We start from the raw sequence: 15,641 nt of genomic DNA on the forward strand, positions 1-15,641 counted from the left end.
AAACGAAAAGCAAAAACCTCATTTCACGCTGTTAGGCGAGGATGAGGTTTTTTTGCTATATATGTTGATTTAAATTTTTTCGTTTTGGTCGCTATGCGAGGAGATCATTCTTTAGGGTCGCGGTTGTAACCAGATTCTTTGATTGACTAAGACATTTAAAGGTAAGAATCCGGCTACAAAGGCGAATACTTCGTTTCTCCAGAACAATCTTCTCGCTTCGCTTAAACTTCATTTCATTAGTTCAACTAATATAGAAATGTCAGTCGATACTATGCGAATATGTAAGCGGTTACGCGATGATGGAAAACATTTTACGATATTCGTTAGCACTTACACCGGTATACGCTTTGAACTTCTTATAGAACCAATCCATCTCCGAATATCCGATCTCATTCGCGACTTCGTACACCTTCATGTCCGTATTCTCAAGCAGCAGCTTTGCTTTCTCCATGCGCTGTTGCAGCAAATATTCATTGAAGGTCATATTTTCCTGATACTTGAATTTTTGACCTAAATACGAGCAATTGAAATGCAGACTGTTGGAAATTTGCTTCAAGGTGATATTTTGATGCAGCGATTCATCGACATATTCCTTGACCCTCTCGATGATATTCGGCTGAGGCTGGGCATCATTCTCCATAGGCGTCCATGATAGCGCTTTATTTTTATCGATTACGCAATCAAGCTCGCCTTTGACGGTCAGAAGACATGAAGTCAGTTCGACAGAAGAAACAGGGTCCGGCAAATAATCGTTTACTTGGTAATAGAGAGCCTTTCGGGCAAGCTGGAAGTCGATGCTTCCACCTATCAGGACGAGCGGTACGCGGCTCTTCCGGCGAATGTAATCGCAAAGAAACAAGGCGTCATGGTGAGAGCCGTTCATGCCGACAAGGATGAGCGAAAAATAGTTTCGATCGAGAAATTCGATAGCGTCCGCAGAGCTGTTCGCATAAGCGTCCAATTCAAATCCAATTCCATTCCACTTTGGCATACGTTGCAACATCTCCATCGACGATGTGGAGTCATAGTCGACAAGCAGCACTTTATACACGATGGTTACCTCCTAATTGCATTTGCTTGAGCATAAACGGCTATCGCCATCCTTGGCTGTAAAAGCTAACGTTTCGCGGTGAAATATAAGCACAGTAAATCAACAGATGACTTACATTCTTATATTTGTACTTAGGGGTGTCCCTGACGGGAGATAAGTCTACGCTTTAATTATGTAAATTGGGGGCAGTGGATACAACGTGCTTTTCTTTGCATTGCCCGCAGTTTTTTACTTGTTGAAAAAAAAACGTCTTTTGACGAAAGTAAATGATTTCCAATCTAGAATATGAAGGGTAATTAACCTGATATTCAACAGGTTGTTGCTTGCCTTATGAAAGCGCTACACTTTCGTTGTAGTTCAATATGTTAAGGGGGATTCGCAATGAAGATTCGTAAATTAATGGTTTTGTTATGCGCGCTCGTTCTCGTTCTTTCTGCATGCAGCAGCGGTTCGGGCAACAGCAAGAACAACGGAACAAACGGCGGCTCGAACAATGGCTCGGGCAATGCGGCCACTGAGACGACCGTTCTTGAGGGCGACGGAGAAGAAGAGTTATACAGCTCGCCCGAGATGGACTTCGACATGGGTGGAAGAACGATCAAAGTCGTTTCCTGGTGGGATATGGCGATTCAAGAAGACAATCCGGACAACATACAACGCAAGAAAAACCTCGATGAATTGATGAAGAAGCATAACTTCAAAATGGAATACGTAGCGGTCGACTTTGGCGAATATCAACAAAAAGTAACAGCATCCTTGCTTGCCGGAGAACCGCTTGGCGATATCGTCCGTTTGGGAAGAAACTATACGATTCCGACATTGGTCAAGCAAGACTTGCTGTGGCCGGTCGACGAGTATACGAAAAACACGAAAGTGTTCAATCAGAAGGCTACGAGCGAATTCTTTACTTATGAGGGCAAAGGCTACGCGTTCACAGAAGACCAGGGCAACCTGATTCAAGGCATTTTCTATAATCGGACGCTCTTGAATCAGCTTGGTATTAAAGCGCTTCAAGATTATGTGAACGAAGACAACTGGAATTGGGATACATTTGTTCAAGCAGCGAAAGAAGCCAATAAAGATACAAACAACGACGGCAAGCTTGATACATGGGGGCTTGCAAATTCTCAAGTTGTCGAGCATGCGATGTATTCGAACGGCGCTCACCTGACGAAAGGCGACAAGCAAAACCTTGATGATCCAGCAACGCAGGAAACATTGAATTTCTTGTCGAAACTCGCAACGGAACAAGTGTATAGACCGACTGAGGGCGGAGATTGGACTGAGCCAGGACAATTTTTCCGTCAAGGAAATACGCTCATGTATGCCGGTGCCATTTATGAATTGAACGGCTTCAAAACGGATATGCCGGATGCGGATATCGGCTTCGTACCGTTCCCTAAAGGACCAAGCGAAACGGAATATCATTCCGGCGAAGGCGCATACCAAGCACTTACAATTCCAAAGGCAGTGGAGCATCCAGAGCAGCTGCTCTACATTTGGGAAAAAATCAACGATATCGACTCCGAATATGACTATCCGGGTCAGGCGTCTCTTGAAAGCAGTTTTGCGAACGAGGATGACATTAACAACGCCAAGCAAGTTGGATCTGGCATGATCGTATTCGACCATGGTACGTACGGCGATGCCTTGAAATTCTGGGACTTTGTCGGTGAAATCAACAGCGGGGTATCGGTATCTACGGTTGTCGAGAAGTATAAACCGGTATTCCAAGCGGCGATTAATGCGGTGTATGGTTCTTAACATGTAATAACGTGTGAGAGACAGTCCCCATTTTAGAAATATTTCTAATGGGGACTGTTGTTGAATTTAACTTCTTACTGCAGGAGGGAGAAAAGTTGAACTTCAGAAAGAAGAACTACATCGCAATTATACTCGTTCTCACCATACTGGCAACTTCTATATGGGCTTTTTACCCTTCAGATTCGGGGGATAGCAGACGCGTAATGGCCATGGGGGATTTCGACGCCGTTACGGCATCAGCAGGAGAAGACAGCTATGATGCGTATTTGACTACCCACATAAATGCTGTGCGGCCAGGCGAGGTCATCCGAATAGAGGGCGAGAGATTCTCGGGAACGACTGGAGAAGGGTTCGACATAGCGGACGATCTAGAAGGACTGTCCGGCAAGGCGGTTGTCACTCCCGAAAACGGCTCCATTGGGTGGGATGTACAGGTAAAAAAAGCGGGTCTGTACAACATAAGGATTCATTATTTGCCGATCGAGGGAAAAAGCTCTGCGATCGAAAGGCAGTTTGCCATTAACGAAAAAGTCCCTTTTAAGGGGGCGGATATTTTATTATTCGATCGAGTTTGGGGAAATCGACAGGACGAAATCGAGCGTGACGATCGCGGCAATGAAATCAGGCCAAGGCAGGTAGAAAAACCGGCATGGCAAATCGGAATTTTCTCGGATCGAAATGGATATTATGACGAGCCTTACTCCTTTTACTTTGAGAGCGGGCAGCAATCGTTTTCCTTGACGGCCTTAAGGGAACCGATGGCGATTGATTATATTGAGCTGTATCAGGAACCAGTATTGTTTGCGTATGAGGATATGAAGAAAGAGTATGAGACGGAAGGAATCAAGGCGGTATCGGATCAGTACATCGAAATACAAGCGGAGGACGCGGTCGCCAAATCATCTCCTACGTTATATCCGCTGGCGGACCGATCGAGTCCGACGGTCATTCCTTACAATGTGTCGAAGCTTCGAATCAATACGATCGGTGGAACGAACTGGAAGCTTCCGGGACAGTGGATCGAGTGGGAGTTTGAGGCTCCTGAAGACGGATTATACCAGATCGCGCTTAAGCAAAAGCAGGATACACTGCGCGGCATATACGCTACTCGAAGCCTGACGATCGACGGAGAGACTCCTTTCCTGGAAATGAAGCGCTTACGCTTTAATTTTAACATGGATTGGGAAATGAACGTACTGGGTGATGAAGAAGAGCCGTATTTGTTCCACTTGTCTAAGGGAAAGCATCGCATTCGAATGGAAGTTTCACTCGGCGACATCGCCCCGCTTATTCGAACGATTGAATCTAGCGTGCTGCAGCTTAACGAGATGTATCGGAAAATATTGATGATCACGTCAAACACGCCCGATCCGTTCCGTGATTACCAATTAGGGAAGCGGATACCGGATATGGTTAAGACATTCGAAGAGCAAGCCGTGATCATACAGAACGTAGCCGATTATTTAGAGAAATCGACAGGAGAGCGGAGCGACAAAGTAGCCGTTCTTCACACAATGGTTGGACAATTAAAGGAAATGATCAAAAATCCAGAAACGGTTGGCAATCGCTTAACAGCATTTAAAACGAATGTTGGGGGATTAGGCACGTGGATTCTCACGGTTCGCGAGCAACCGATTAAGCTAGATTATCTCATTGTGTCCTCGCCGGACAAGAAGCTTCCGAGAGCGGGAGCGACTTTCTTCCAGGAGATCAAGCATGAGCTTGGTGCATACTTTGCCTCTTATACCGAGGACTATGACAGCATCGGCAATACTAGAGGAGAGCAGGACCGTAAAATAACGGTGTGGATTACAACGGGCCGGGATCAAGCACAGGTGCTTAAAAGCTTAATCGATGATTCCTTCACGCCGGAGTCGAATATCGCGATAGATTTAAGGCTCGTACCGGGGAACATCTTGCTTCCGGCAACACTGGCCGACGAGGGACCTGACGTTGCCATGCAAATCGGCGAGGACGTTCCCGTGAACTATGCGATGCGGGATGCTGCGACAGACTTGACTCAGTTTGGTGATTTCGACGAAGTAGCCTCGCGTTTCCATGACAGTGGGCTTACGCCTTACAAGTACGATCAAGGCGTCTATGCACTGCCTGAGCAGCAGTCGTTCCCGATGCTATTCTATCGGAAGGATATTCTTGAGGAGCTAGGACTCGCGCCGCCTAAGACATGGCAGGATATTTATAACATGATTTCTGTCCTCCAGAAGCACAACATGGAGTTTTGGCTGCCGATCGAGGCTACGAACGCAAGTCTCGTACCGAATGCGACCTTCTCCATGCTGCTTTATCAGAATGGCGGCGAATTCTATCGTGATGACGATAAGAAGAGTGCGCTTGATACGGATTTATCCATGGAAATGTTCAAGAAGTGGACGCAATTTTATACTAACTACAAATTTCCGGTACTGGCTGACTTCCCGAACCGATTCCGTACGGGCGAGATGCCAATCGGCATTGCGGACTATACAACGTATAACATGCTGACGGTGCTCGCGCCTGAGATTAAAGGGTTGTGGGAGTTCACGCTCGTTCCTGGTACGGAGCAAGATAACGGTATCGTTAATCATGCGGTAGCCAGTCATACGACTGGCGTTATGATGATGGAGAATGCCGATAACAAGGAAGCGTCCTGGGAATTTATGAAATGGTGGACCAGCAAGGATACGCAAATTGCTTACGGTAGAGAAATGGAAGGTTTAATGGGCGAAGCTGCACGTTATCCAACAGCTAACGTAGAAGCACTTGCGGAATTGCCTTGGCCAATCAAGGATTACAACAATCTGTCCAGCCAGTGGGAGTGGGTTGAAGGCATACCTCAAGTGCCGGGCGGTTATTTCACCGGCCGACATCTGGACAACGCCTTCCGCAGAGTCGTCAACGCGAACGAGAATTCTAGGGAAGCGCTTAACGATTATGTGCTCTACATTAACGATGAAATCGAGATTAAGCGGAAAGAATTCAATTTACCGTAATTGTTTGGGGGTGGAGTTCATTGCAAGCCGAAACAACCAGTCAAGCCGTACCTAATCTTATCCATCCAAAGAAAAAATCGAAGCTGGCCCATGTATGGACGGAACTGAAGAAAAATAAGCATTATTACCTTCTGATGAGCCCATATATGCTTATTTTCTTTACCTTTACGGTCATTCCCGTCGTATTCTCGCTCATACTTAGCTTTTTTTACTTCAACATGCTCGAATTTCCGCGGTTTGTCGGATGGCAGAACTACTCCAGATTATTTCTGAACGACGACATCTTCATGATTGCATTGAAGAACACATTCATCTTCGCAATCATTACCGGTCCGGTCAGCTATATCGCCTGCTTTTTCTTTGCATGGGTTATTAACGAGCTATCGCCAAAGATCCGGGCGGTTATGACTTTGATCTTCTATGCGCCTGCGATTTCCGGAAACGTGTTTTTTATCTGGCTAATTGTATTTTCGGGCGACCGCTACGGTTATTTGAACGGATTCCTGATTAAATTCGGATTTATTCTGGAGCCGATCCAATGGCTAACTAATGAAAAATACATTCTTATGATTGTCATGATCGTGCAGCTATGGCTCAGCTTAGGCACAAGCTTCCTTGCCTTTATAGCAGGACTGCAAACTATTGATCGGACGCTGATAGAAGCGGGTGTCGTGGACGGAATAAAAAACCGCTGGCAGGAGCTATGGTTCATTACGCTGCCTTCGATGAGGCCGCAGTTGCTGTTCGGCGCCGTTTTGCAAATTACGGGATCTCTGGCGGTGGCCGATATTACGATCGCGCTCGCGGGTTTCCCGAGCGTCAACTATGCGGCGCACACGATTGTTACCCACCTGATGGACTACGGCACGATTCGATTCGAGATGGGTTACGCCTCGGCGATTGCGACCGTTTTGTTCGGTATTATGATCGGCACTAACAAATTGACGCAAAAATTGCTCAGAAAGGTAGGTGAGTAACGTTGGTCGTTAAAATGATGACCGTATTTCGGACGACGAAGCGTCTGAACCGTTCGTTTACGGTTAGCTTCATCTTGTTCGCGTTTCTCGCCGTGTTCGGAGCGTTTATGGTGCTGCCCCTGCTTTATGCGGTGAACAACGCCTTCAAGCCGCTGGACGAATTGTTTATCTTTCCCCCGCGCTTCTTTGTGAATAATCCGACATTAGATAACTTTTATGACCTGATCGCCTTGATGGGCAATTCATGGGTGCCGTTGACGCGTTACATTGCCAATACGCTGCTCATTACTCTCATCGGAACTGTAGGACATATTTTGCTTGCTTCCGCTGCGGCTTACCCGCTGGCTAAATATCAGTTCCTCGGATCGAAGACGCTTTTCTCGATCGTCGTTCTGTCGCTGATGTTCTCTGGGCATGTCACAGCGATTCCAAACTATATGGTGATGTCTTGGCTCGGCTGGATCAATACGCATGCATCTATTATCGTTCCATCGCTCGCTTTTCCATTAGGCCTATTTCTAATGAAGCAATTCATGGAGCAGCTTCCGACGGCTTTGCTGGAAGCCGCCAAGATTGATGGAGCGAGCGAGTACCGGATCTATTGGAGCATCGTGATGCCGAACGTGAAGCCTGCTTGGCTCACCCTTATGATTTTGCAGTTTCCTATGCTATGGGGAACCGACGGAGGCAGCTTCATCTACAGCGAGAACCTGAAGACGCTTCATTATGCGCTGGGTCAGATTACGCTCGGTGGTATCGCGCGCGCGGGCGTCGGAGCGGCCGTCGCGCTCATTTTGATGGTTGTTCCGATCACGCTCTTCGTCATCTCGCAGAGCAGCGTCATTCAGACGATGGCGACTTCCGGGATGAAAGAGTAGAAGGGAGATTTGCACGATGTTGAAGATTAATACCAAACTAAGAGCATATCTCCTTGCGGCCATATGCTGCTTAATCGGCATAAGCACGGGAGGATCGCTTGCTTATGCCGATGGTGGCGATTCTTACAACTTTTCGGTCTGGGGAGAGACTGTCTTATCACCTTCCGCTTACGAAGCGACGACTCTAATGACCGGCACCTCGCTTGGTATAGGTGCGTTTAAAGATCCAAGTGATCTGCACGTGACGGCGGACAATGAAATTTATGTACTCGATTCCGGCAATAACCGAATTGTCGTTTTGGACATTAATTATCGTCAGAAGGCAATCATCGACAGCTTCGATAACGACGGAGTAACCGATACGTTTCTGAATCCGCAAGGTATTTTCGTAACCGAGCAGAAGCATGTGCTGATCGCCGATACGGGAAACAAGCGGGTCGTTCATCTGGATGAAAAAGGCCGTTTGGAGCAAATCGTAGAGAAACCTGAATCCGATCTGCTGCCGGTTAACTTCGATTTTCAACCGGTGCGGGTCGTCATGGATAAAGCGCAGCGCATCTATGTCATGGCGATAGGTGTGTTCGACGGGCTGATGGAATTTAGCGCGGAGGGTGCGTTCACTTCTTACATCGGCGCGAACCGTGTCTGGGTGGATCCGGTGGAGCTGTTCTGGAAGCGGCTGTCGACGAAGGCGCAGCGCAGCCAAATGGTGATGTTCACGCCAACGGAGTTTACCAATATGGACATTAATGACGAAGGCTTCATTTACGCGACCAGCGGAGATTCGGGTGATACCATTCGTAAGCTGAACGCCCAAGGCAACGATATCTTGCGAAGAACCGGTTTTTACGAACCGCAGGGTGATATAAACTTTACGAGCGATCTTGGACCTTCCAGACTTATTGACGTCGATATTACGGACAGTGAAATCTACTCGGTTCTTGATTCGAAGAGAGGCCGGATTTTCACTTATAACGGAGACGGGCAATTCATGTACGTGTTCGGAGGCATGGGCAACCGGATCGGCGAGTTCAACACGCCGGTTGCCATTGAACGGGTTGGGGACGATTTCCTCGTTCTGGACAAGGCGTTCGGCGAAATGACGTTGTTCCAGACGACGGAGTACGGCCGGACGTTGAATGAAGCCGTCAGAAGCTATTACCGGGGCGAGGAAGACAAGGCGCTTCAGCTCTATAAGCAGACTATTAATATGAACACAAATCTGGATTTCGCTTATTCCGGCATCGGCAAGGCGATTCTAAGGCAGGGCGACTATAACGATGCGATGCGTTACTTCAAGCAAAGCCTAGATCAACCTAATTATTCCAAGGCGTTTCTCCTTTACCGCAAGGAAGTGCTCAGAGCAAACTTCAGCACCATGATGACGGTTGTCATCGGAATAGCCGCCGTTACCCTGATCATAAGGATTTTCCGGAAAAAGCAGGCTAGAAAGAGGGGCGTTTCGTTTGAATAAAGAGTACATTACATTTCCATTTTATGTTATCATGCATCCCTTTAACGGTTATTGGGAGCTGAAATACGAACAGAACAAGAAGCTGAACTTGATCTTGTCGTTTGGGATTCTGCTGATGCTTATCTTGACTAACGTACTAAGCAGTCAGTACAGCGGGTTTCTAGTTAACATCTACAATCCTGAATACATGAACAGCTTAATGGAGATCACTTATGTTCTCGTGCCAGTCTTATTCTGGTGTGTAGCGAATTGGTCGCTTACGACCCTAATGGATGGTGAAGGTAAATTCGTGGACATCTTCACATCCACCTGCTTCGCACTGTTGCCTTTGGTTATTGTCAACTTCCCGTGGATTTGGCTAAGCAACGTCATTTCCATGCAAGAGACAACGTTTTATTATTTCTGCAACAGCTTTGCCGTTCTGTGGTCGATATATCTTCTGTTCGTTGGAAATATGACCGTTCATCAATTCACGCCAAGCAAAACAATCGTAACGATCATGCTCTCGCTGATTGCCATTGGGTTCATGGCGTTTCTCTGCTTATTGTTTTTTAGTTTGATTCAACAAATTATTACCTTCATTACGATCTTATATCAAGAAATCACCTTGAGGAATTAGGAAAGGAGGAACGTTAGATGCGTATGGCCAGAAATGCCATCTTGTCCGCGTTTCTCGCAACCGGACTGCTGGTCGCCGGCTGTTCCAGCTCGGGTACCGCAAACCAAACGGAAGACGCGCAGCAGCTAGAGGCGGCATTCGTGCAAGGAAAGGCGCTTAACGCTTCGTTCACGGATGCGCGTCTCGCCGATATGAAGGGAATCGCCGAGAATGAGCGGCTTAGGCTGTTCATCAACGAGGAGACGGGCGCTATTGCCGTGCTTAACAAAAGCGGCGGCGAAGTATGGCATAGCAATCCCCTCGAAGCGGAGGCCGATCCTGTCGCAACCGGGGTGAACAAGGGTTTGCTGTCCTCGCAATTGAAAATAGATTACTATAACAGCTTCGGACAGGTCAATTCGATTAATACGTTCCTGGACAGCGTCGCGTACGAACAGGTTAAATATGAAGCGATTGATAGCGGAGTCAAAGTAACCTATAAATTCGGTAAAGCCGAGAGATCTGCCATGGATCTGCCTCTCATGTTAAGTATGACTCGTTTTGAGGAGTTGTCGGGCAAGCTGGATAAGGCAGGTCAACGCGCTTTGCGTATTGGGTATACAAAGAATGAAGATAAAGCGGTCTATGCTCGGAATGACCAAGCGCTGAACGGTCTTCAGCTTGATCGTGCGTTCAAAGCATTCGAGGATGCCGGCTATACGCAAGAGGATCTGGAGAAGGATATGGCTGAACTGAACTTTTCGCAAGATTCGCCTGCACCGAGAATTTTCCTCGCTTCCATCGAGTATAAGCTCGATGCGGACTGTCTTGTTGTTAGGGTGCCATCTCAGGAAATCCAGTCTCCTAGCGAGTATCCGGTCAGCAACGTCTCAATGCTGAGCTTCTTTGGCGCAGCGGGGAGTGAGGAAAAAGGCTCGATCTTCGTTCCGGACGGCTCCGGCGCGCTCATCTCGTTCAATAGCGGCAAGACGAAGTACCCTGCTTACCAGCAGGCGGTATACGGTAATGACCAGGCAATGGAGAGGGTCGAGAACGCTGTTAACGAACAAACCGTTAGGCTGCCGGTTTTCGGCATGATCAGAGACGGCAACGCATTCCTTGGCATTATCGAAGAAGGAGCGCCTGTTGCGACGATCAATGCGGATATCAGCGGCAAATTGAACAGCTACAATTATGTTTATCCGACCTTCAACGTTACGAACAAAGGAGAGCTTACGCTCCAGGCGAACGGATCGGAGCGAACGCTGCCGAAGTTCCAGGAACATCCGATGAAAAGTGATTTTACGGTGCGTTATGCCTTCCTTACGGGCGAGTCAGCATCGTATCAAGGCATGGCCGAGTATTATCGTCAATATTTGGAGAGCCAGGGCGGATTACCGGCGTCGAAGAAGGGAAGCGGGGATAGTGAGCTTCCGTTCTACGTTCAGGTCGTGGGAAGCATTGCAAAACAGAAGCATTTCGTCGGCGTCCCGTACATGACGCTCGAGCCGCTTACCACTTTCAAGCAGACGCAGGAAATGATTAGCGAAATGAAGAAGCTCGGCATCGCTAATATTAAGCTTCGATATGCCGGTTGGTTCAACGGCGGACTCGATCATAAAGTACCCGATGACCTATCGGTAGACAGTGCGATTGGCGGTGCAAAAGGATTGCGCAGCTTGGCGTTGTTCGCGAAGGAGCAGGGTGTAGACCTCTATCCTGACGTTGCTATTCTAACCGCGCATACGGGGAAGGGATTCGACGAGAAGGAGGAAGCGTCGCGTTCTCTGCGTGGCGTGCCTTCGTCATTCTATCCTCTTGACCTTGCGCTAGGGCGACGAGACCGCACGAAGTCCCCGTCCTATGTCGTATCGCCGAGCCGTGTCGGTACTTACGTGAATGCTATCCTAAAGGACATGGAAGGCTTCAATACGGACGGGATTTCGCTTCGTGATATGGCCGACAAGTTGAATAGCGATTTCCGCAAAAACAAACAAATCGACCGTACAGAGTCGGAAGATATTTCTACTCAGGCGTTGAACAACATTCGTGAAGCAAACTTGAATATTTTGGCCGATGGCGGCAATGCTTACACACTGCCTTACTTATCAAATATTACGAACGCACCTTTAACGAATAGTCGCTATAAGCTCGAGGATCAAGAAATTCCATTTTTCCAAATGGTGATTCGCGGAAATATCGATTACACGGGTTCGCCGTATAATTTGACCAGCTACACGAATGTAAGGCAATATATTCTGAAATGTCTCGAGTACGGCTCCGGCGTATACTTCGAATGGATCCACGAGCCGAATTATAAGGTTAAGGATACGGAATTCAGCAAGCTATATGCAGTCAATTACGAGCAGTGGCTGGAGCAGGCTGCACATATTTATGCTGAAGTGAACGGTGTACTGAGTAAAGTTCAGAATGAGCGTATCGTTGCGCACGAGAAGCTAGCCGAAGGCCTGTTCAAAACCGTGTATGAAAGCGGGACGTACGTCATCGTTAACTACAATGCGACGAATACAACAATAAACGGGATGACGATAGAGGCCGAGGGCTATGTGACGGGTGGTGAGCAATCTTGAAAACGATAACGAAGCTTGTATTCAGATCAAGAACGTACAACGAGCAGAAGGCATTGTGGGGCTTTCTCTACGTGCTGCCCTGGCTGCTTGGATTTCTATTTTTCTTTTTTATTCCTTTATTGACTTCACTGCAATACAGCTTAAGCTCGATTAAGGCTAATGCGAACGGGATGACTATGAAATATATCGGATTCGCGAACTATATTGAAGCGCTCACGGTAAATACGAGCTTTAATCGAATATTAACGGAGTCGGTCGTTAATATGGTCGTAAACGTTCCGCTTATCGTTATTTTCAGCTTGTTTCTGGCTGTGCTGCTGAATCAAAAGTTCGTCGGGAGAGCATTGGCAAGATCGATCTTTTTCCTACCGGTTATTCTTGCTTCCGGCGTCATTGCGACTTTGGAGGCATCAAGTCTGGTGCAAGCGATTAATGAACAAAATGCGAACGGGGGCGTATTCTCGAGCGGTACGTTAGAGCTGGCGAACATTATGGTGAGATCCGGCGTCAATGAGGATATTGTCTTGTACTTGATGGATGCTGTCGAAAGGATTTATCAGATCGTCAGTCAATCCGGCGTGCAAATTCTTATTTTCTTAGCTGGCATTCAGACCATCTCGCCGCAGCTGTATGAGGCCTCCAAAATCGAAGGGGCGACCGGGTATGAGGCATTCTGGAAAATCACGTTTCCGATGGTCAGTCCGCTCATACTCGTAAACGTCATTTATACGATTATCGACTCTTTCTCCAGGAACAACATGACGACGCTAATCAAAGAAACCGGCTTTACCACCTTTAATTTCGGGCTTAGCTCGGCGATGGCGTGGATCTACTTCATGATCATCATGATCATTCTATTAGTCAGTGCGTACTTCATATCCAAGCGGGTCTTCTACCAGGAATAGAAGGAGAGTGAAAACGTTGATATTGGCCCGATTGTTATCGTTGGAAAGTTGGAAGCGAGGGCTGTGGACAATCGTTCGGCTCGTGCTGATCATCGGATTGTCGTTCGTTATTTTGTATCCCATTATTCAAAAGATTTCGACGGCGATCAAAGACAAGGCGGACCTGTATTCGCCGATCGTCGTGTTTATTCCAGAGCACTTTACGCTCGACAATTTCAAGCAAGCGATCTCCATTATGGATTATTGGGAAACGCTGGTAAATACATTTGTGCTATCTAGCATGACGACGATCATGACCGCCGCATCCTGCGCGTTCGCAGGTTATGCGTTCGCCAGGTTAAAGTTCAAAGGAAGCAATCTGCTGTTCGCTGGCGTTATATTAACCATCTTGGTTCCGCCTACGACCATCCTAATTCCGATCTATATGAACTTGAAGGACTTTACGCTTCTAGGCTTGATCCCGCTGTTAACCGGCGGAAAATCCTTGAATCTGCTTAATTCTTACTGGCCGTTCATTCTAACTTCCCTTACGGCGAATTCGTTGAAGGCGGGGCTGTACATCTTTATCTTCCGGCAGTTTTTCCGAGGTATTCCGAAGGAGGTAGAGGAAGCGGCATACATAGACGGGGCAGGCATTGGCTCGACGTTCCTTCGTATCATGCTGCCGAATGCGATTCCGTCCATTGTTACAGTATTGCTCTTTTCCTTTGTGTGGCAATGGAATGACAGCTTCTTCACGACGACCTATCTGACGTCGAGTAAAGTGATGTCCACGCAGCTGTCATCCCTTCCTTACAACTTGCAAATATTGCTAGAAGGCGGCGCAACGACCAACAAAGACCCGTTCTTCATGAGCATGGTGCAAGATACTGGCATCCTGCTTGCGATTCTGCCGCTCGTTATTCTTTATTTGTTCGTTCAAAGGTACTTCGTCGAGAGTATCGAGCGTACCGGAATCGTCGGTTAAGGGAAGTCCTGATGCATGTATAGCGCTTTGCGGGGGTCAGTCATTTCGGCCAGCTGCCCGCAAGGCGCTTATTGCTGCTTAGAGGTTTGGTGTGGAAAAAAAGATTACGAATGAAAGGCGGGCAAACGAAATGATTCAAAAAAGAAACAAGCTACTATACAGCATAATAGCTGCTGTCACCTTAATTGCGGTTGTTGCTGTGCTTATCTTCAATAAGCATCAAGCGGATAGCCCAAATGAAGCGGCTGCCCTTCAGACGAAAAATACTGAAGATGACCAGCCTACAAGCACTATTGAAGCGACTCCGGCTCCAACATTGAAACCAACTCCGACGTCAGAACCATCTGTCGAGCAGGATATTCCCTCGCTTGCGGAGACATTCGCTGATTACTTTCCGATCGGAGCTGCCATTGAGCCGGCCCAGATGGAGGGCCTAAAGACAGAGATGCTCAAGAAGCACGTGAATTGGCTAGTTGCGGAGAACGTGATGAAGCCCGATGCGATCCAACCTACAGAAGGTAATTTCAATTGGGGGAATGCGGATCGAATCGTAGCGTTTGCGAAAGAAAATAACATGGAAGTGCGCTTCCATACCTTGCTTTGGCATAGTCAGGTTGGCGCTTGGTTCTTTAAGGATGCTGAGGGCAAGCCGATGGTTGAGGAGACAGACGCGGCTAAGCGCGAAGCGAACAAGAAGCTGCTGCTGCAGCGAGTCGATACGCATGTCCGCACAATTGTCGAACGATACAAGGACGACATTCAATCATGGGACGTTGTCAATGAAGTAATAGAGCCAGCCGACCCTGATGGCATGCGGGCTAGCGAATGGTACAAGATTACGGGTACAGACTTTATCGAGACGGCGTTCCGAGCGGCACGCGAAGCAGGCGGAGCTGAGGCAAAGCTGTACATTAATGATTACGGTACGGACAATCCGGCGAAGCGAGACCGATTGTATGAGCTTGTCAAGGAAATGCTGGACAAAGGCGTACCGATCGATGGTGTCGGTCATCAGACCCATATCGATCTATTCGGCCCTACGGTGAATTCTATTATCGAATCGATGAAGAAGTTCGCTGAGCTAGGACTTGATAATCTCGTTACCGAGCTGGATATGAGTCTCTACGCATGGAATGATCGCAGCGATGTTGGCAGCGACATTCCGGTTGACCTGCTGCAGAAGCAGGCGGATAGGTATCGCGAGCTGTTTGAAGCTTTCAGAGACAATAAGGACATTCTTAGCGGCGTCGTATTCTGGGGCATCGCGGACGACCATACGTGGTTGAACAGCTTCCCGGTGACGCGTACAAACGCGCCATTCCTGTTCGACAAGCAGCTTCACGCGAAGCCAGCATTCTGGGCCGTCGTCGATCCATCTGGGCAAGTACGACCATAAAAGTATGAAAAGTACCGCCTTTAATTTGCGTGGGAAACCCTATAGATAGA

At 47.7% G+C, this 15,641-nt stretch carries 11 protein-coding genes; 10 read left to right on the forward strand and 1 reads right to left on the reverse strand.

Annotated elements, in window-relative coordinates:
* Positions 1–289: 289 nt before the first annotated feature.
* Positions 290–1,051 (reverse strand): helix-turn-helix domain-containing protein, encoded by a 762-nt coding sequence (locus AC787_RS04095; RefSeq protein ID WP_054023619.1) that lies wholly within the window; start codon positions 1,049–1,051, stop codon positions 290–292.
* A 381-nt stretch (positions 1,052–1,432) separates the two neighbouring features.
* On the opposite strand from AC787_RS04095, the gene AC787_RS04100 reads away from it, so the two are divergent.
* The 10 genes from AC787_RS04100 to AC787_RS04145 all read left to right on the forward strand — a co-directional run bounded on the left by AC787_RS04100 (position 1,433) and on the right by AC787_RS04145 (position 15,591).
* Complete coding sequence (locus tag AC787_RS04100; RefSeq protein WP_054023620.1) at positions 1,433–2,815, forward strand: ABC transporter substrate-binding protein; 1,383 nt, start codon at positions 1,433–1,435, stop codon at positions 2,813–2,815.
* Between the two features lie 95 nt (positions 2,816–2,910).
* Positions 2,911–5,805 carry an extracellular solute-binding protein gene (locus AC787_RS04105; protein WP_054023621.1) on the forward strand — a complete coding sequence of 965 codons (2,895 nt, stop codon included), beginning with the start codon at positions 2,911–2,913 and terminating at the stop codon, positions 5,803–5,805.
* A 20-nt stretch (positions 5,806–5,825) separates the two neighbouring features.
* Positions 5,826–6,782, forward strand: a complete 957-nt coding sequence (locus AC787_RS04110) for a carbohydrate ABC transporter permease (RefSeq protein WP_054023622.1) — start codon at positions 5,826–5,828, stop codon at positions 6,780–6,782.
* A 14-nt stretch (positions 6,783–6,796) separates the two neighbouring features.
* Positions 6,797–7,660: a carbohydrate ABC transporter permease gene (locus tag AC787_RS04115; protein ID WP_200930730.1), complete on the forward strand. Its 864-nt coding sequence runs from the start codon at positions 6,797–6,799 to the stop codon at positions 7,658–7,660.
* Positions 7,661–7,676: 16 nt separating this feature from the next.
* Positions 7,677–9,134 (forward strand): hypothetical protein, encoded by a 1,458-nt coding sequence (locus AC787_RS04120; protein WP_054023623.1) that lies wholly within the window; start codon positions 7,677–7,679, stop codon positions 9,132–9,134.
* Entirely contained in the window at positions 9,127–9,753 is a 627-nt protein-coding gene (locus tag AC787_RS04125; protein ID WP_054023624.1) for a Yip1 family protein, read from the forward strand. The genes AC787_RS04120 and AC787_RS04125 overlap by 8 nt, the downstream gene beginning before the upstream one ends.
* A 17-nt stretch (positions 9,754–9,770) precedes the next feature.
* Positions 9,771–12,323, forward strand: a complete 2,553-nt coding sequence (locus AC787_RS04130; protein ID WP_054023625.1) for a DUF5696 domain-containing protein — start codon at positions 9,771–9,773, stop codon at positions 12,321–12,323.
* On the forward strand, positions 12,320–13,228 hold the full coding sequence (locus tag AC787_RS04135; RefSeq protein WP_054023626.1) for a carbohydrate ABC transporter permease: 909 nt from the start codon (positions 12,320–12,322) through the stop codon (positions 13,226–13,228). The genes AC787_RS04130 and AC787_RS04135 overlap by 4 nt, the downstream gene beginning before the upstream one ends.
* A 16-nt stretch (positions 13,229–13,244) precedes the next feature.
* Positions 13,245–14,195, forward strand: coding sequence for a carbohydrate ABC transporter permease (locus tag AC787_RS04140; RefSeq protein ID WP_054023627.1), 951 nt, complete (start codon positions 13,245–13,247; stop codon positions 14,193–14,195).
* 130 nt (positions 14,196–14,325) lie between these two features.
* Entirely contained in the window at positions 14,326–15,591 is a 1,266-nt protein-coding gene (locus AC787_RS04145) for an endo-1,4-beta-xylanase (RefSeq protein WP_054026896.1), read from the forward strand.
* The last annotated feature ends 50 nt before the right edge of the window (positions 15,592–15,641 follow it).

Source organism: Bacillus sp. FJAT-28004, from assembly GCF_001280845.1.
GTDB lineage: Bacteria > Bacillota > Bacilli > Paenibacillales > Paenibacillaceae > Pristimantibacillus.